Here is an 18,041-nt window from a genome sequence, read left to right on the forward strand (position 1 = left end):
GGTCGCGGGTGGGTCGTTCAGCGGTTGCGGCGGAAGCTCACCAGCCCGAGCCCGAGGAGGCCGAGGGCGGCCAGCGATGGCTCGGGGACGACGGCGAACGAGGTTTGGGAGATCGGGGTGTAGCCGTCGTTCGCCAGCAGGTAGGCGTCGTACTGGCCCGGGGCGAGCGCGGCGAAGTCGAGGTTGCCGCCGGTGCCGGTGGTGTACTGATAGACGACCGACGGCTCGCTGCCGGGAAGCTCTCCGGCTTGATAGATCCCGATCCAGTCGGTGCTGACCCACCCGGCGTTGCCGGCCCAGGCCAGATTGATGGTTTCGCCGATCTGGTATTCGGATTTGCCGGGAACCAGGGAAATGCCGGCGGCGGGAGTGACGGTGAAGTTCCAGCCGCCCGCGGTGCCGGCGACGGCGCCGTAGGTGTCGTTGGCCAGGAAATGGACGGTCCAGTTGCCGAGGTAGGCGTTGTTGAGGGTGAATCCTCCGCCGCGGGAGAAGGACCCGACATCAAGGGAGCCGGAACTTTGGGTGCCGTCGACATAGTCCCAGGCGGTGGCGGGCGGATTGCCGTCGGGGACCTCGCCCTGCGGGTAGAGGCCGAACCAGTCGGTGGCCGATCCGCCGGTGTGATTGCTGAAGCTTGCGGTGATGGCCGCGCCGCTGCCGGCTTCGAAGCTGGTGCCGTTGAGGCTGAGCGTGGCGGCCTGGCTGGTGGCAGCCGCCAGGACGAGGCCGCCGAGGAGGAGTCGAGGGATGGTGTTCATGGGTTCGGTGAGATCGATGAGGCATCGTGAAGGTGTGCCGTCGCGTCTTCCCCGGGCTAATGGCATTTTCGCCGGACCGCGGGGCAAGATTGCCGATTTGGCTGACAGACGGCCGCGTCGCGTTCTTAGTGGAGCGGTGGGCGCGATGCCGGCCGTGCATGGCCGTGCCCGCTCCGCAAACCGTCGTGAAATCCCGCAAAGTCATTGGTGTCAGGTATCCCGCATGGTCGTCGTTCGGTGCGGCCACGATGCGGGGCGTGGTCGATTTCATGCGCGCGAACGAGCTCTGGCGGCTGGTCACCGAGAACGACTCCTACGGCGAGATGGAGGCGGTCAAAATCGACGGCGATTGGCACGGTGACGGCGTGATCCTGTTCCGGGCGACGGAGGATGAACTGCGGGCTTTCCGCAAGCGGGGGACGGCGGTGGTCTTGACCAGCACCGAGGGGCCCGACCTCGGCTACCCGCGGGTGATTCCCGACAACCGCATGATCGGCGGCATCGCGGCGCGTCATCTGGTCGAGAGGAGCTTGCCGGACTTCGCCTTTCTCGCCCGCGGGGAAACGTTCTACCGCGAGGCCCGCTTCGCTTCCGGGCTGCGGGTCTACGCCCGCGAACGGCTGCGGGGCTTCCGGGCGGAGCTCAACCGCTACGCGATCGAACCGCGGGTCCACTACCTCAAAGGCCGGCCGCTGTGGGAAGACCACACCTGGCGCGAGGTCCAGACGGAGGTCGCCGCCTTCCTCGGGTCCCTGCCGGAACCCTGCGGGCTCTTCGCCGTGGACGACGCACTGGCGGCGGTGGTGCTGCGGGCGGCGGACATGCTGGGCAGGAAAGTTCCCGATCAACTGGCGGTGATCGGCTACGGCGACGACCAGGACTACTGCTACTCCACCTTTCCGGCGCTGAGCAGCATCGGCCATCCGGCGCGGGAGATCGGCTTCAAGGCGGCGGAACTGCTGAAACTGCAGATGGATGGCGGCGACGCGGGCGGGGAGTCGCGTCTGGTCGAGCCCGGCGGCGCCGTGGCCCGGGAATCGAGCGATGTCTTGGCGATCCGCGATCCCGAGGTCCGGGAGCTCGTGACCTGGATCCGCCGGACCGCGCCGCACGATCCGATCCGGGTGTCGGAACTCGCCGAGCGCAGCTCCCTGTCGCTGACCACGATCAAGGAGCGCTTTGCGCGGGCCCTGGGGCACAGCCCGAAGCAGGAGATCAAGCTGGCCAGGCTCGCCCATCTGGTCAGGCTGTTGGAGAATCCAGCGCTCACCCTCGCTGACATCGCCGAGCAAATGAAATTCGCGTCCGCCCACGAGTTGAGCCGATTTTTCACCGGGGCCACCGGCAGCCGGCCGACCGAATTCAGGAACCGCCCGGAGGGCCGGGAAGACGGCCTGCTCCCGCAGCCGGGCCAGGGGGCGGTCATCTTCGACATGGACGGGACGCTCTTCGACAGCGAGTCGCTCTATTGCACGGCGTTCCAGGCGGCCTACCGGGAGCAAGGCGGTGAGCTACGGCGCGAGCAGTATTTCGAGGAACACGCCGGGACCACCAACGATGCCATCGAGCAGCGCCTGGCGGCGCGGGCACCCGCCGGGTTCGATGTCATGACCTTCAACCGCCGGTGGCGCGAGCACCTGGACGAACTGGTCGCGGCCGAGGGGGCCCTGGTGCCGTTCCCCGGCGTCGCCGAGCTGTTGGGCCGGCTCGCGGACTCCGGGATCCCGCTGGCGCTGGCCAGCTCGAGCGAGGTCGCGGACATCGACCGCTTTCTCGCGGCGGCGGGCCTGGCGGGCTATTTCCACCATCGGGCGGGCGGGGACGAGGTGTCGCGCGGCAAGCCGGATCCGGAAGTGTTCCTGCTGGCGGCGCGGCGTGCCGGCGCCGATCCCGCGCGCTGCGTGGCGATCGAGGATTCCCGGGCGGGGGTGACGGCGGCCCATCGTGCCGGCATGCGGGTGATCCACGTCCACCGCGGCTTTCCCGTGGACGACGCCGTCGCGGGCCTGGTGTCGCGGTCGGTGGGCGAGTTCCGCGAGCTGCGGCTGGACGACCTGACGGCCTTGCTGGGGCCATGAAAAAAGCCGGACGGTTTCCCGTCCGGCTTTGGTAGAGGCATTCGGGGGTGACGGCACGGAAGCCGCCACCCGGGAGCATTACATCATGCCGCCCATGCCGCCGTGGTCGTGGCCGTGGCCGGCACCGGCGGGCTCATCTTCCTTGATGTCGGTGATGAGGGCTTCGGTGGTGAGCAGGAGGCCGGCGATGGACGCGGCGTTCTGCAGGGCCGAGCGGGTCACCTTGGTCGGGTCGACGACGCCGGAGGCGATGAGGTCCTCGAAGGTGTCGGTCGCGACGTTGTAGCCGTGGCCTTCCTTGTTGTTCTTCACCTTCTCGACGATCAGCGCGCCTTCGCGGCCGGCGTTGGCGGCGAGCTGGCGGAGCGGGGCTTCCACCGCGCGGGCGACGATGCCGAATCCGGTCTTCTCGTCGGCGTTGGAGGCGGCCTCGCAGGAGTTCGCGTCGCAAGCGGCCTTGAGGGCGCGGATGAGGGCGGTGCCACCGCCGGGGACGATGCCTTCTTCCACCGCGGCGCGGGTGGCGTGCAGGGCGTCTTCCACGCGGGCCTTCTTTTCCTTCATCTCGGTTTCGGTGGCAGCACCGACGTTGATGACGGCCACGCCGCCTGCGAGCTTGGCAAGGCGCTCCTGGAGCTTCTCGCGGTCGTAGTCGCTGGTGGTTTCCTCGATCTGGCGGCGGATCTGGTTGACCCGGCCGGTGATGCCTTCGCTGGTGCCGGCACCTTCCACGATGGTGGTGTTTTCCTTCGAGATGGTGACGCGCTTGGCCGAGCCGAGGTCGTCGAGTTCGACGGTCTCGAGCTTGATGCCGAGGTCCTCGGTGATGACCTTGCCGCCGGTGAGGATGGCGAGGTCCTCGAGCATCGCCTTGCGGCGGTCGCCGAAGCCGGGAGCCTTGACGGCGGCGATGTTGAGGATGCCGCGGAGCTTGTTGACCACGAGGGTGGCCAGCGCTTCGCCTTCGACGTCTTCGGCGATGATGAGCAGCGGGCGGCCGGTCTTGGCGACCTTCTCAAGCAGCGGAAGCATGTCCTTCAGCGAGGAGATCTTCTTCTCGTGGATGAGGAGGTAGGCGTTCTCGAGAACGGCTTCCATGCTTTCGGCGTCGGTCACGAAGTACGGGGACAGGTAGCCCTTGTCGAACTGCATGCCTTCGACCACGTCGAGGGTGGTCTCGATGCCCTTGGCTTCTTCCACGGTGATGGTGCCGTCCTTGCCGACCTTGTCCATGGCCTCGGCGATGATGGTGCCGATGGTGGAGTCCCAGTTGGCGGAGACGGTGGCGACCTGGGCGATTTCCTTGGTGTCGTTGACTTCCTTGGAGATCTCGCGGAGCTGGGCGACGATGGCCTCGGTGGCCTTGGTGATGCCGCGCTGCAGGCTGATCGGGTTGGCGCCGGCGGTGACGTTGCGGAGGCCTTCCTTGTAGATGGCTTCGGCAAGTACGGTGGCGGTGGTGGTGCCGTCGCCGGCGATGTCGGAGGTCTTGCTGGAGACCTCGCGGATCAGCTGGGCGCCCATGTTTTCATAGGGGTCCTCGAGCTCGATTTCCTTGGCAACGGAGACGCCGTCCTTGGTGATGGTCGGCGAGCCGAACTTCTTGTCGAGGATGACGTTGCGGCCTGCCGGGCCGAGGGTCGCCTTGACGGCGCGGGCGAGTTTCTCAACGCCGCGCAGGAGGGCCTGGCGGGCGGATTCGTCGAATTGGAGTTGTTTGGCCATAACGATGGATGATGGTTGATTGGAGATGGATCAGGGGTTCAGGCAACGATGCCGAGGATGTCGGACTCGGAAATGATGAGCACTTCCTGGCCGTCGACCTTCACTTCGGTGCCGCCGTACTTGGAGATGAGGACCTTGTCGCCCACCTTGACGGTGAACTCGATGGTCTTGCCATCCTCGTCCTTGCCGCCGGTGCCGAGGCTGAGGACTTCGGCTTCCTGGGGCTTTTCCTTCGCGGTGTCGGGAAGAACGATGCCGCCGGCGCTGATTGCTTCAGCGTCGAGACGCTTCACGAGCACGCGTTGACCGAGTGGTTTGATGGTAGCCATGTGGTTTGTTGTATTGGTTGCGTTGGTTGGTTGAGATGCCGCCCCGCCGGAGCGGAGCGGAAAGGGTTGTGGGGCCGCCGGAAAGGGCGCCCGGGTGGCGGGCGCCCTTGATGACGGGGAGAGGCTCACTTGTCGACGACTTCAGCGTCGACGACCTTGCCCTTGGCCTGGCGGGGTTCCTCGGCTTCGGCCGCTTCGCCGGCATCCGGTTGCGGGGCGCCTCCGGCGGCGCCCTGCGCCTGCTGGGCGGCGTTGTAGAGCTCCTGCATCGCGGACTCCAGGGTCGAGGTGGCGGACTTGATGGCGTCGATGTCGTCGCCCTTCAGCGCGTCCTTGACCGCGTCGACCTTGGCCTGGATGCCGGACTTGAGTTCTTCCGGCGCCTCGGCGGGCAGTTCGGAGAGCTGCTTCTCGACCTGATAGGCGAGGTTTTCGGCCTTGTTCTTGGTGTCGACCGACTCGACGCGCTTCTTGTCCTCGTCGGCGTGGGCTTCCGCCTCCTGCTTGGCCTTTTCGATCTCGTCCTTGGAAAGGCCCGAGGAGCCCTGGATCGAGATCTTCTGTTCCTTGCCGGACTGCTTGTCCTTGGCGGAGACGTGGAGGATGCCGTTGGCGTCGATGTCGAAGGTGACCTCGATCTGCGGTTCGCCGCGGCGGGCCGGGGCGATGCCGTCGAGTTTGAAGTTCCCGAGCAGCTTGTTGTCGCTGAACATCGGGCGCTCGCCCTGGCAGATGCGGATGTCGACGGCCGGCTGGTTGTCGGACGCGGTCGAGAAGATCTGCGACTTCTTGGCCGGGATCGTGGTGTTGCGCTCGATCATCGGCGTGGCGCGGGAGCCTTCGGTTTCGATCGAAAGCGTCAGCGGGGTCACGTCGAGGAGCAGCACGTCCTTGACGTCGCCCTTGAGTACGCCGCCCTGGATGGAGGCACCGATGGCGACCACTTCGTCCGGGTTGACGCCGCGGTGCGGCTCCTTGCCGGCGAGGTCCTTGGCGATCTCGATCACCTTGGGCATGCGGGTCATGCCGCCAACGAGGACAAGCTCGTCGATCTCGGAGCTGCCGAGGCCGGCTTCCTTGAGGCAGTCGCGGACCGGCTTCTTGGTGCGGTCGAAGAGCGCGTCGGTGAGCTGTTCCAGCTTGGCGCGGGAAAGCGTGAGCTGGATGTGCTTCGGACCGGTCTGGTCGGCGGTGATGAAGGGCAGGCTGATGTCGTAGGACTGGCTCGAGGAAAGAGCGATCTTGGCCTTCTCCGCCTCCTCCTTGATGCGCTGCAGCGCGTCGGGCTGGCTGGACAGGTCGATGCCCTGGTCCTTCTTGAATTCGTCGACGATCCACTGGATCAGCGCGTTGTCCCAGTCGTCACCGCCGAGCTGGGTGTCGCCGTCGGTGGCGAGCACCTCGAAGACGCCGTCGCCGATCTCGAGCACCGAGATGTCGAAGGTGCCGCCGCCAAGGTCGTAGACGGCGATCTTCTCGTCGGACTTCTTGTCGAGGCCGTAGGCAAGGGCGGCCGCGGTCGGCTCGTTGATGATGCGGCGGACGTTGAGGCCGGCGATCTCACCGGCGGCCTTGGTGGCGTTGCGCTGCGAGTCGTTGAAATAGGCGGGAACCGTGATCACCGCGTCGGTGATGGTTTCGCCGAGCTTGGCTTCGGCGTCGGCCTTGAGCTTGCCGAGGACCATGGCCGCGATTTCTTGCGGCGAGTAGGTCTTCTTCTCGCCGCCGACCTCGACCTGGATGTGGGCGTCGCCGTTGGCGGCCTCGACGATGGCATACGGCATCTTCTTGTCGGCCTCCGAGAGTTCGGAGAACTTACGACCGATCAGGCGCTTGGCGGAGAAAACGGTGTTTTTCGGGTTGGTCACGGCCTGGCGCTTGGCGGCCTGGCCGACGAGGCGCTCGCCGGATTTGGTGAATGCGACGATCGACGGCGTGGTGCGCGCGCCTTCGGAGTTTTCGAGCACGAGCGGTTCGCCGCCATCCATGATGGCCATGCAGGAATTGGTCGTGCCGAGGTCAATGCCGAGAATCTTTGACATGAGGTTGGGTGGGATTGGTGGTTTGTTTGAAGTCCGGGTGATCGGATGATTTTGCTGGCACCCTTTTCGCAGGTGATGTGCCACCCCTCTGTCATGGTGATGGAAGTAGCAGACCGTCAGGGGAATAGGGTGATGAGTTGGTTCGGGGGAGGTCAGGTTGAGGTGCGGGATTGGGTCAAAATGGCGCAAGCGGAGGCGCCAGAATGTCACGGTGCGACAGGGTGGGCCCCCGGGTCGATCCGGGCCGGCGGACGCATTCGATTTCTGCTCGAAAATCGGGTTGCCAAGCAGGCGGGCGGCCCCTAGGGTGCGCGCCCTTCCGCAAGGGCAGGTGTCAGAGTGGTCGAATGAGCACGCTTGGAAAGCGTGTGTGCTTGAAAGAGTACCGAGGGTTCGAATCCCTCCCTGTCCGCGGCGGAGTTCCCGCAGATGATCGTGGAGCCCCGATGGGTCGCAAGACTTCGTCCAATCGGTTGGCGAACCGCACCCGCAATACGGTGAAGTGTTTCGCGGTCCCGATGTCAACCGGGCGGCGCGCAGGAAATGAAAACTCCTACTCCGCGAGCGGCACGACGGATTCCCAGGTTAGCCCGAGTCGCGCTTCGTCGATCTTCACCTGATAATTCCAGCTCCCCTTGTGGCGTCCCGACCTGACCGAGATGCGGTCGAATACAGGCACGTCCTGGTAGCGGAAACTCCGGGTGGCGGCCGTTTCCGGCTGGCCGGGAACGGGATCGATGAAGATGTCGGTGACCAGGCGGGTACGGTCGATCCGGATCACGAACAAATGGGGGTCGTTGTCGTTGGGAAAGTCGTAGGAATCCACCTGCTTGGCTTGCTTCATCCGCGAGCCGTAGGAGTCGGCGGTGTGGACCTTGCCGATGAAGAATTGCTCGCGGTCGTTGTCGAAGAGCAGGAGTCCGCCGTAGGTGATGCCGGGCTCCTCGTCAGCGGTCTGCATCAGGAAGCTGATGTAGGTCACTCCGACGGGAGCCAATTCCGAGGGGTTCAGCTGCAAGAAAGCTCCCTCCGCCGACTTGCCGGTGGTTTGAATCGACCCTCCTCGAGCTGCAAGAGAGCGACCGCCGTTCTGGTAGCGGATGCTGTCCCGCTCGAAGATCCCGTCGCCCTCCCAGATTTCGCCGGGACGGGTTCCAAATGCCCGTGATGGGGCATCCCTCAGTGGGCCCGGGGGATAGCCGGTGAATCCTTCCTCGAAACGCAGCGGTGCCGGGAATGCAGAGCCGTCGGTGGGGGACGTTCCGTAGAAGCTTTCGATTTCATCGGAGAAGCCGTCGCCGTCCTGGTCGGCGGCGATGGGATCCAGAGGAACCGTCAAGCGGTTGGCGAGGTATTCGGTGGGTTCAAGACGCCCATCCTTCATGACCGCGGCGCTCCTGGTCTTGAGGCTTTCCGCCGAAGTGCCACTGGCCGAGGCGTGTACCTCCACCAGGCCTTCGATCACATGGATCTCCGTTCCAGCGCCGGTGCCCGTTGCGGTCACGAATCGGGTCCCCAGGTCGACCACCCGCCCGTCGTCCGTATCGACCGTGAACCCATGGGCGTAGGATGGCGCGTAGGTGCTGAGGCGACCCTTTTCCAGGCGAACCTTGTCAGGTCCATCAATGGTCAGGTTCGCGGGCCCGCGAAGTTTGAGGCGTGCTCCACCGCGCATCGCAATTCCAATCTCCGATCCCTCGGGAATGTTGACCCTGCCGGACTCCAAGGGCTGGCCGATCCGCAATCCGGCCTTTTCGGCGGCTTCGTCCGAGTCGGTAACGGTCGCCACCACCGGGGGAGTTTGCGGCGCGCTGCGGTGGAACCCCGCCATGTAGGAGGCGATGGCCAGGGCCGCGATACCGGCGGCAATGCCGGCTGTTTTCGGCCAGCGGCGGGCGGGCATTTGAATGACCTTGGTCGCGGCAAGCGGGTCGGGAAGATGCTGCGCTTCAAGCGCCACCTCCGCCAACAAGCCGGACAAGTAGTCGTCCCGCCGCGAGGGATCGGACCGCAACGCCTCTTCGAACTCACGAAGCTCAGCCTCCGTGAGGTCCTCGGACTTCAGCCGGTCGATCCAGTGCTGCCAGTTCGGGTCCATGATGGTGTTTCCAAGTGCTTACGTTCGGAATCGGAACAGGTAACGTTCCTTTAGTTCAGTTCGTCGGCGTCGGTTCCGGCGATCTTCTTCAGGATGCAGGTCTTCAGTTGATTGCGGATCCTGAACAACTTCTGTTTCAGGGCGCCCTCGGAGGTCTTCCATTGGGCTGCGATCTTTTCGAGTGGGGTCCGGGTCCTATACCTCAGGTCGAGGAGAGAGGCGCTCTCCTCCGGAAGCAACTTGCGGCAATGGGAGAGGGCGTTCAGCCAACTATCGACCTTGTCCGCCTCTCCTTCCGCCCCGTCGGCCAGGTACTGGAGCAAGTCGTCGGCCGGCACGGCCTTCCGGGCCTGGTAGCGGCGCAAGTACGCCAGGCACTCGAACCGGGCGATGGAAAAGCTCCAGGACTTGAAGTCGGTTCCTGGGGTGAAACTGCCCCTCTTGCGGATGATGATGGCGTTGACATCTTGCAAGACGTCGCGGGCATCGTCCGGATTGAAAACCATGGAACGGATGAAGTAGTAGATCCGTGGCTGGTGTTCGACGAGCGCCGTCTCGAAATCAGTCCCGGGCGGGTGATTCGATGCCGATGACGGTGGAACGGTGCCGCTCATGCGCCGCGATGGGACACGGGTTTGCGAGGGGATTTCAATAGCAGGTTGTGCATGCACACTTTTGCCGGGATTTCGGAAAAAAGGACCGTAACCGGATCCAGGCGGAAACGTAAGCCTGCATTGAAGGGGTTCGGATCCAGGTGCTGCGCCGGCTCCGGGATCACAGGATTTCCAGATTTCCCTCGGAGTTGCAATGGGGTGGGCCGCCGCGGGAGCTTGGGTTTTCCTGCGGCGGCTGATCGCGCACCGGCACTTGATTGAGCCGGATCCCGCTGCGGATTCAGGGAAAAAGGACCGTAACCTGGTAGGGCCGACGACGTAAGGCTTGTGAATTCCGGCCCGGGAGTCCCGGGTGCCACGATGGCGAGAGAATGAAGATGAAGGGATGATGCGTGTTGCGATCGTGTATGAGGACAAGGTGTCCCGCGGAAGGCTGGCCGACCTCGTGAAGTCATTGGTCGAGTGTGAATGTGTCGGTGTCTATCCGGCGGGGGACGAAGCCTTCGAAGCCCTGCCCGAGTTTCTCCCGGAGCTGATCCTTTTGATGGTCAAGATGCCGGATCTTGCTGGAATCGAGAGCTATGGAAAATTAAAGGCGCTGCTCCCACGGGTCCGGATCCTGGTGGTGATGGTTCACAAGGACGGGGGGGAAATGAGGAAGATCCTGAGCGCTGGAGCAAGCGGCTACATCGTGGGAGAAGGGCTCGAACTCCAGCTTGCCCACGCCATCGCGGGGGAGATTGCCGGCGAGAGGGCGAGGTTGCCGCTCATTGCCCTGAATGCGGTCGAGTCCTTCGGACGGCCGCCGGATGGCGGGGCATTGCCCCAATTGACGAGACGCGAGAATGAAATCCTCGGCTTCCTCGCGGAGGGGTTGCTCAACAAGGAGATCGCGTCCCGCATCGACATCAGCGTCGAAACCGTGAGGTTCCATCTACGGCATGTCTACGAGAAACTCGATGTGTGCAACCGGACGGAGGCGGTCTTGCGATACATGGGCCGTTCGTCGTGAGGGGGGATGTCGGGGGCATGGCTGTCGCTGCGATGCCGTGGCTGGGGATCGATTGCACGGTTCGGAAAAAATCTGCCGGCACCGTAACCTGGGAGCGAAGCGTACGTAAGCCGGGTGAATGGCGCGCGGGCTCCGCCTGCAACGCCGTTCCCCTCAATCCGAAACCCAGCGGTTCAATGAATGTGATCCAATGAAGTCAGGTGCCATTCCGTGATTCTTTCGAGGCTCAGGTCGAGTCGATCTCCATCCCATTTGTAGATCATGCACATGGGGTGCGCTTGCTCCTGGCTCCTGTGCCGGGTGTCGATCGATGATCAATGCCAGGAAGCGGCAACGGGACACCCGATGGGATCATGCAAGTGGAGCCTGACGGCGGGGCGAGGAGTGATCCCGTGTCTGATGAACATGCGCCGGTCGATGGAGCGGCGCTTCCCCAAAAAAACCAAAAACCCGAAATATTATGAGTGATCTTGGAGCCAAGCTGCTTCTGTTTGCAGCGCTTGGGGCATGGAATGCCTCGGCGGCGGATGTCGTCCAATTGGAATGGAATTTCAACGGCCAGTCGACAACGCCCGATGTTGGCAGTGGAACTGTCACGCAGGGGCTCAATCCCGTCGCATTCGAAGACAAGGGTGGTGGCGACTATGCGCTCGATGTGAACCGGACTGACCTGGCGAGCAGGAACAACCAGAAGAACTCCGGTTTCAGGTTTGTTTCCAGTGCTCCGATCGTCAACTGGTCGCAACCGTTCAAGGTTGAGTTCGACGTCAAGAACATGAGGAAGGCGGCGAATACCACCTGGACGGTCATCCTTTCGCTGGATGGCCGTGAGATCGCCAACAGCGGGTCGATCGGAAGCCTCTACATGAACAGCGACGGCTGGTCGGGCGGCGGCGGAGGCGGCGCGACCAATGCCGGAATCGTGCCGGTCAATGACACCTGGTATCATGTGATCTACGAATGGAACGGAACCTCCGATTCCCTGACAGTGGACGGCAACACCTCCACGTTCACGCCGACGACGCTGCCAACCGGGGATCTGACGACGATCTTCATCGGGGACAAAAAGCACGCGGGCTTCCAGGCTGATATCTCCGGAAACGGGTGGGACCAGGGGGATTTCCAGTTGGACAACCTGAAGGTATCGACGGTGGGCCTGGCGGACACGGATGAGGACGGGATGCCGGATTCCTGGGAAGAACAGTACTTCCCCGGCGATCTGGATCAGTTGACGGCGACCGGTGACCACGACTCGGACGGCCTTCTGGATCCGGATGAATTCCTGGCAGAAACCGATCCAACCAATCCGGACACGGACGGTGACGATCTGCAAGACGGGGCCGAAAAGAACACCTATGGGAGCGATCCCCTGTTGGTGGATACCGATGAAGACGGATTGACCGATTACCAGGAGGTCAACGGGCTCGATGCCGAGGGTAATGTCACGGGGTTCGGTCCCACGAGCCCGATTGCCGGGGACAGCGACGACGACTTGCTCTCCGACCTGTGGGAGCTGAGCAACAACCTCGACCCCAACGATGGCACCGGTGACAACGGGGATTTCGGAGATCCGGATTCCGATGGATTGGACAACTACGGAGAACAGGACGCGGGGACCAATCCGCACCTTGCCGATACGGATGGTGACGACCTCGACGACGGCGACGAGGTGCACTTCCACTTCACGAAGCCACTATTGGCAGACTCCGACGGCGATTCGCTGGGCGACGGGCTGGAGGTTCTAACAACGTTCACCGATCCTCTGGCGATCGACACCGATCTGGATGGCTTTCCTGATCCCAGTGAAGTGTCGGCGGGAACAGACGGGAACGATCCCATGGACTTTCCCAGTGTCGACCAGCCAAGCATTGCGATCAACGGCAACGATGCCGAGGTCACGGCGGGCGGGAAGTACGACGGAATCGATTTCAGCCTCTTCCGGTCGATGGACCTCAAGTCTTTTGAAGAGGTTCATGTTTTCGAGGGGCTTGTGGGTTCCAATACCTTCGTGGATGGCGGGATTCTCGGCGATGCCGATCGCATGTTCTATCAGGTGAGGCCGAAGATGGTGGTCACGGCACGTTGGTCCTTCGATTCCCAGACGACGGATCCCGACGTCGGATCCGGAGACTTTGTGCATGCCGGTCCGGCCGATAGCTTCGAGGACCGCGGGGACGGGAACTATGCGCTGAGGATCGCGCGCGAGTTCCCGGAAGGCGGCGGGATGACCAACAACGCGTTCATCTTCACCTCGGCCGCTCCACTGTTGAACTGGACGAAGCCGTTCCGGGTCTCCTTTGAGATGAAGAATACCCGCGCGGTGGCCCAGACGGAGTGGGCGCCGATGGTGACCCTCGGCAGCGGGCTTGAGATCACCAACAACGGATCCACCGGCTACTATGTGGGCGACAACGGATGGCCGGGCGATGGCGTTGCCGGAAATGTCCTTCCTTCCGTCACGGCGGTGCCGGACAAGTGGCAGAAGGTCGTGTTCGATTGGAATGTGAACGGATTCACGATCAGCATCGACGGCGTGGCGCAGACGAGGAACGTCACCGTGCCCGCGGTGGGCAACGCCTACAAGATCGTGGTCGGGGACGATATCGCCGGTTCCTTCCCGAGCAACAGCCGGTGGGATACCGCGGATTTCCAGATCGACAATCTGGTGATCGAGAGCGCCCCGTGATCTGACGGCGCCTGAATTTGTTCCACTGGCAAGTGTAGCAGTCCCTTCTCGAGAAGGGGCTGTTGCTATTCCCGGGGGAATCAGTCCTCCCCCTCCGCGCGGGCCTTCCAGCTGCCCTGGGTCAGGTCGGGACGCTGCTGGTTGAAAACATTGAAGACGTGGCGGGCGAAGTTCGAGCCGGCTTCGGCATAGAGGTTGAAGGCGGTATCGACGCCGAGCTTGCGGAGCTCCTGGATCTCCTCGCTGAACTTGCCGGTGGCGGCCACCACGCCGGCGAAGCCGTGGCGCTTCAGTGTCTCGATCGCATGCACGTTCGCCTTGTGCTTGGGCATGGCGAGGATCACCAGGTCGATGTCATCGCGCGGCCGGACCTTCTCCCAGAAATCGGAATCGGTGGCGTCGGCAAGCATGACATTCCGCTCCGCCTCGCGATGCAGCTGGACGGCCTTCGGGTCGCGGTCGAAGCCGATCACCCGGCCCGGGTAGCGGCCTTCGAGGGCATGGTAGGCGGCCAGACCGACCCGGCCCATGCCGAAGATTGCGATCTGCTCGCCGTTTTCGCGCACCGGCAGGTCATCGGGATGGCGGCCTTTGGCCTCGAAGCGCTTCAAGACGTCGCTGATCGGATCGTAAAGTCTCTCGGCACGGCGGTTGAGCGGGGCGAGGATGAGGAAGCTGAGGGACAGGGCGACGGCGGTGGCGACCAGCCAGTCGGCGCTGATCCAGCCCTTGGCGACGCCGAGGGCCATCACGATCAGCCCGAACTCGCTGTAGGTGGATAGGGTCAGCGCACTCATCCACGAGCTGCGGGCGCGCAGCCGGAAGCGGGTCAGCAGGAGGAAGAAGGCGATGCTTTTCAAGGGCAGCAGCAGGATCATCAGGCCGGCCCAGCCAAGGCTCTTCCAGGTGAGTTCACCTTCCAGGCCGACCTGGAGGAAGAAGCCGACGAGCAGCAGGTCGGTGATGCCGTTCAGCGACTTGCCGAGTTCCTTCGAGACCGGGTGGTAGCCGACCAGAACACCGACGAAGAGCGCGCCCAGATCGGACTTCAGTCCGACCGCGGAGAACCCGGCGGCACCGACGACCAGGGCGAGGAAGAAGCCGCACAGGGTGACCAGTTCGCCATGTCCGCTGCGGCCGAGCAGCCAGCCGAGTGCCGGGCGGGCGACCAGCAGACCGGCCACCAGCAGCGGCGACCAAGGGGACGGGATCTTGCCGGTGGAGAAGGTGAGGAACAGGACGGCGAGAATGTCCTGCATGATCAGGATGCCGATGGAGACCCGGCCGTGCATCGAGCCCATGTCGCCGTTCTCGGAGAGGCTTTTGACGGCGAAGACGGTGCTTGAGAAGCTCATCCCGAAGGCCAGCAGCAGCGCGCTCGTCCAATCGAGGCCGGCGGCCTTGCCGGCCAGTGCCGAGACGCCCAGCAGGACGGGGGTGAACAGCGCGATCATGAGCGCGGCGTGAAGGCTGGTTCCCGCCCAGATCTCCGGCCGGCCGAGGCTGCGGACGCGCAACTTCAGGCCGATGGTGAAGAGCAGCAGGGTTACCCCGAGGTCGGCAATGACCCTGAGGGCTTCGCCGCCCGTCTGGCCGAGTGCCTGGAGGACGAAGCCCGCCAGGAGGAATCCCACCAGCGGGGGCAATCGCAGCCGTTGGGCGGCGAGACCGAAGATGAAAGCGGTGGCAACAAGCAGGGCATCCATGAACTCCGTCCGACTTCAGCGGATGGCGTGCTAGCTGAAACAAAAAAGCACTCCGAGTTGCGCGGGCCAGGAGGCAGCAGGCCCGGACTACGAATTGCTCAGCGGCCCGGGGGAAACAGGAAGCTCTCGCCGTCGATGCAGTGACCGGGCGGCAAGGCGATCGGCTGGCCGCCGGTGGCGGGGCCTGTCACCGAGATGATGCCGTCCTTTTCATGGATGGCGAAACCGGGAAGCAGGATGCCGAGCGAGCCCTCCTTGCCGCCGCGCTGCGGTTTGCTGCCGGGCAGGGGGCGGGGAGGGTCGGGCATCGACAGGGCGATGACGACGCCGTTGAGGGCGAGGCAGGGGCAGTGGGTCCAGCTGGGGCGATCGAGCGGCACGGCGGCGCGGGCGCTGAAGTCGTAGAAGATGGCTCCGGTCGGCTCGGTGGTGGAGTTTTCGATGGCCTCTCGCAAGGCATCGCCGCCGAGCCAGATGCCCTCCGCGCCGGGTTGGTCGGCCTTGATCAGAGGCGTGCGGTAGAAGCGGCTGAATTCGACCAGGCCGGGCAGGCGGTCGAGGAGGGGATCCCCGGCCAGCACGCTGACTTTGCCACCGCGCGGCAGGGCATTCACCTGGGCGATCTGCATGGCATTGGCGCGTTGCGTCCGGCGGGTGGCGCCGGGATCGGTGCGTGGCATCGCGACCCGGGCATCGAGGGCGATGGCAGAGGCCTCGAGCATGCCGATGCGGACCCGTTCGGGATCAGCTTCCTTCGGCGCGATGGGTTCACCGAAGGCGACGCTAATGCCGTAGCGGAGCCGGCGCGGCCATTTCTTGAAGAAGCGGTTGCGCTCGAAGGAGAGGATTGAGCCCCAGGCCCCATCGGTCCAGACGGGCACCATCGGGCAACCGGCCTGGCGGGCGATCAGTTCGAAACCGCGCTTGAGTTCCTGGAGGGTGCCGGTGCGGGTGAGCTGGCCTTCGGGGAAGATGCAGACCAGATCGCCGCGCTTGAGAGCGTCGGAGGCCGCGCGCAGGGCCTCGCGTGGCTTGGCCGAGGAGATCGGGACGGTGTCAAAGAGTTGGCAGAAGACGCGGATGGCGCGGGTGCCCATGAAGCCTTCCTCCATGATAAAGCGGATCGGCCGCGGGCTGGCGGCAGTGAGGAAAAAGGCATCGCCCCAGGTGATGTGGTTCGGCAGCAGCAGCGCGCCGCCCTTTTCCGGCAGGTGATGGGTGCCACTGCTGCGGATGCGGTAGAAGAGGCGCAGCAGCATCAGGCCGATCACGCGCACGAAGTCGGACGGCAGCAGTCGGATGATGAACCAGGTGATCAGGCCGCTGGTGACCCCGATGGTGCCGATTTGCAGGTGGAGCGCGACGCGCGGACCGAACCCGGCCGCCTTGACCAGGGCCGCCAGCCCGATCAGCAGGACAAATCCGAAGATGCCGGCGAGGCAGTCCTGGAGGTTGACGGCGGCCTGCAGTTCGCCGCGCTTGGCCGCCGGGTAGCGGTCCTGCATCCAGGCATTCAGCGGGGCCAGGAAGAGGGCCGAGGAGAAGGCAAGCAAGCCGAGCAGGTAGAGGAACACCGGGCGGGCCGGATCGATGGCGGCCAGCACCAGGGCGAGCCCGGTCATCGCCACGCCGCCGACCGGCACCCAGCCGAGTTCGATCCGCCGCCGCAGCAGGAAAGCGGCGAGGGCGAAGCCGCCGATCATGCCCAGCGAGGCGGCAGCCATGTAGTAGGACGAGAGCGTGCCGAAGCCGGCATGGCCGCCGGTGAGTTCGGCGGCGACCTTCAGCGACCACAGGTTGATGAAGGCGGCGAAGCCCCAGAAATAGGCGACGGCAAAGGACGCCCGGCGCAGCGGCGCATCCGACCAGAGGTCGCGCAGGTGGCGGAAGTGCTCGAACAACAGGGTCGCGTGGAGCTTTTCCCGTCCCTGGGCCGGCACCCGCGGGACCAGCCAGGCAAGGACGATCGCTGGGATCGACAGCGCCGTCAGCACCAGCAGCGGCAGGTAGGCGGCCCGCCAGGCGACCTCCGGAGAACCGCCGAGTTTTTCCCACTGGCGATCGAATACCAGGCCGGCGGCGATCTGGCCGCTGAGCATCGCGAGCATCGCCATCATCTGCTGGATGCCGGTGGCGAAGCCGAGGTGGCGGGAGCCGACCAGCTCCTTGTTGATGCCCATCTTGGCGGGGCTGAAAAAGGCCGACTGGACGGCCAGGGCGAAGAAGCCGCCCAGCGCCAGCGGCATGTTCTCGAGCCGCACGGCCAGGCACAGGGCCACCAGGATCCCCAACTGCGCCACGGCGGCACCCAACATCACGTCGCGTTTCGAGAAGCGGTCGCTGAGCCAGCCGGCGAGGGGCGAGAACAGGATGAAGGGCAGGGAAATGAGCAGCGCGGCGATGTCCTCGACCCGCGCACCCCCGAGGGTGAAGCCGATGGCCCCGCCGAGCGGGATGAGGGTGAACTGGGCCGCCTTGTCGTTGAACGCGTTTTGGGTTTGCTGGACGATCATGCTCCAGAAGCCGGTCCATTCGCGACGCGTCGGCTCCCGTCCCTTATCCGCTGGATCATCCATCTGGGCGGCAGCTTAGGAACTGGGGCGGCGGCAGGGAAGGGTGGATGTTAACGATCCATGTGGCGCAAAACCACCCAAGCGTTGAGGTCGCTTGGGCATCCCCTTTTTGCGTTAGAAACGGAAAAAGGAGGGAGATCTACGTGAAAACAAGGCGTTACGCCTGAAGGGAGGCGACGCTTTCATACACCCCTGCTTTGGTTTCATACAAGACCCCTTCGGATTCGGTGTTACCTTCAGGTCCCTTTGGGATCCGTCGAATTCCAGTCGTCCAACAGGGGGTCGGGTGAAATTAATTCCAATTTGGGCTTCTCAGCCGGATCGGATCGAATGCACGCTGACGTAAAACGAGTTTGATGTATTCTCAAAGTAAGTACAAGTTTTCCGCCAGATGAAACCCAAGCCATCTCAACCCGC

Annotated in this window: 11 protein-coding genes and 1 tRNA gene; 4 read left to right on the top strand and 8 right to left on the bottom strand. The window is 64.2% G+C overall.

The annotated features are described in order from the left end of the window. Positions 1-17: 17 nt before the first annotated feature. The gene (locus IG178_RS15485; protein WP_193213474.1) at positions 18-761 is read right to left on the bottom strand and encodes a PEP-CTERM sorting domain-containing protein; all 744 of its coding nucleotides are present in this window, start codon (positions 759-761) and stop codon (positions 18-20) included. Between the two features lie 185 nt (positions 762-946). On the opposite strand from IG178_RS15485, the gene IG178_RS15490 reads away from it, so the two are divergent. Beyond that, positions 947-2,839, top strand: a complete 1,893-nt coding sequence (locus IG178_RS15490; protein WP_193213475.1) for an HAD-IA family hydrolase — start codon at positions 947-949, stop codon at positions 2,837-2,839. 78 nt (positions 2,840-2,917) lie between these two features. On the opposite strand, the gene groL is transcribed toward IG178_RS15490, so the two are convergent. The 3 genes from groL to dnaK form a co-directional block, all read right to left on the bottom strand. Continuing rightward, a complete protein-coding gene (gene groL / locus IG178_RS15495) occupies positions 2,918-4,564 on the bottom strand; it encodes a chaperonin GroEL (protein ID WP_193213476.1) in 1,647 nt (548 codons plus the stop codon). A gap of 38 nt (positions 4,565-4,602) precedes the next feature. After that, entirely contained in the window at positions 4,603-4,893 is a 291-nt protein-coding gene (locus IG178_RS15500; RefSeq protein ID WP_193213477.1) for a co-chaperone GroES, read from the bottom strand. Positions 4,894-5,018: 125 nt separating this feature from the next. Further along, positions 5,019-6,935, bottom strand: a complete 1,917-nt coding sequence (dnaK, locus tag IG178_RS15505; RefSeq protein WP_193213478.1) for a molecular chaperone DnaK — start codon at positions 6,933-6,935, stop codon at positions 5,019-5,021. Between the two features lie 325 nt (positions 6,936-7,260). On the opposite strand from dnaK, the gene IG178_RS15510 reads away from it, so the two are divergent. After that, positions 7,261-7,347, top strand: a tRNA-Ser gene (locus IG178_RS15510). 141 nt (positions 7,348-7,488) lie between these two features. Here IG178_RS15510 and IG178_RS15515 read toward each other — a convergent pair. Together IG178_RS15515 and IG178_RS15520 are read right to left on the bottom strand one after the other, a co-directional pair. Continuing rightward, positions 7,489-9,033, bottom strand: coding sequence for a FecR family protein (locus tag IG178_RS15515; protein WP_193213479.1), 1,545 nt, complete (start codon positions 9,031-9,033; stop codon positions 7,489-7,491). A gap of 50 nt (positions 9,034-9,083) precedes the next feature. Next, positions 9,084-9,647: a sigma-70 family RNA polymerase sigma factor gene (locus IG178_RS15520; protein WP_193213480.1), complete on the bottom strand. Its 564-nt coding sequence runs from the start codon at positions 9,645-9,647 to the stop codon at positions 9,084-9,086. A gap of 385 nt (positions 9,648-10,032) precedes the next feature. On the opposite strand from IG178_RS15520, the gene IG178_RS15525 reads away from it, so the two are divergent. Both IG178_RS15525 and IG178_RS15530 read left to right on the top strand, forming a co-directional pair. Continuing rightward, a complete protein-coding gene (locus tag IG178_RS15525; protein WP_226895484.1) occupies positions 10,033-10,659 on the top strand; it encodes a LuxR C-terminal-related transcriptional regulator in 627 nt (208 codons plus the stop codon). 460 nt (positions 10,660-11,119) lie between these two features. Further along, positions 11,120-13,345 (top strand): hypothetical protein, encoded by a 2,226-nt coding sequence (locus tag IG178_RS15530; protein WP_193213482.1) that lies wholly within the window; start codon positions 11,120-11,122, stop codon positions 13,343-13,345. Positions 13,346-13,425: 80 nt separating this feature from the next. On the opposite strand, the gene IG178_RS15535 is transcribed toward IG178_RS15530, so the two are convergent. Both IG178_RS15535 and IG178_RS15540 read right to left on the bottom strand, forming a co-directional pair. Beyond that, positions 13,426-15,051 carry a cation:proton antiporter domain-containing protein gene (locus tag IG178_RS15535; protein WP_193213483.1) on the bottom strand — a complete coding sequence of 542 codons (1,626 nt, stop codon included), beginning with the start codon at positions 15,049-15,051 and terminating at the stop codon, positions 13,426-13,428. 98 nt (positions 15,052-15,149) lie between these two features. Further along, positions 15,150-17,564 (bottom strand): MFS transporter, encoded by a 2,415-nt coding sequence (locus IG178_RS15540; RefSeq protein ID WP_193213484.1) that lies wholly within the window; start codon positions 17,562-17,564, stop codon positions 15,150-15,152. Between the last annotated feature and the right edge of the window lie 477 nt (positions 17,565-18,041).

It is taken from the genome of Neoluteolibacter marinus (genome assembly GCF_014904755.1).
In the GTDB taxonomy this organism is placed as follows: Bacteria; Verrucomicrobiota; Verrucomicrobiia; order Verrucomicrobiales; family Akkermansiaceae; genus Haloferula; species Haloferula marina.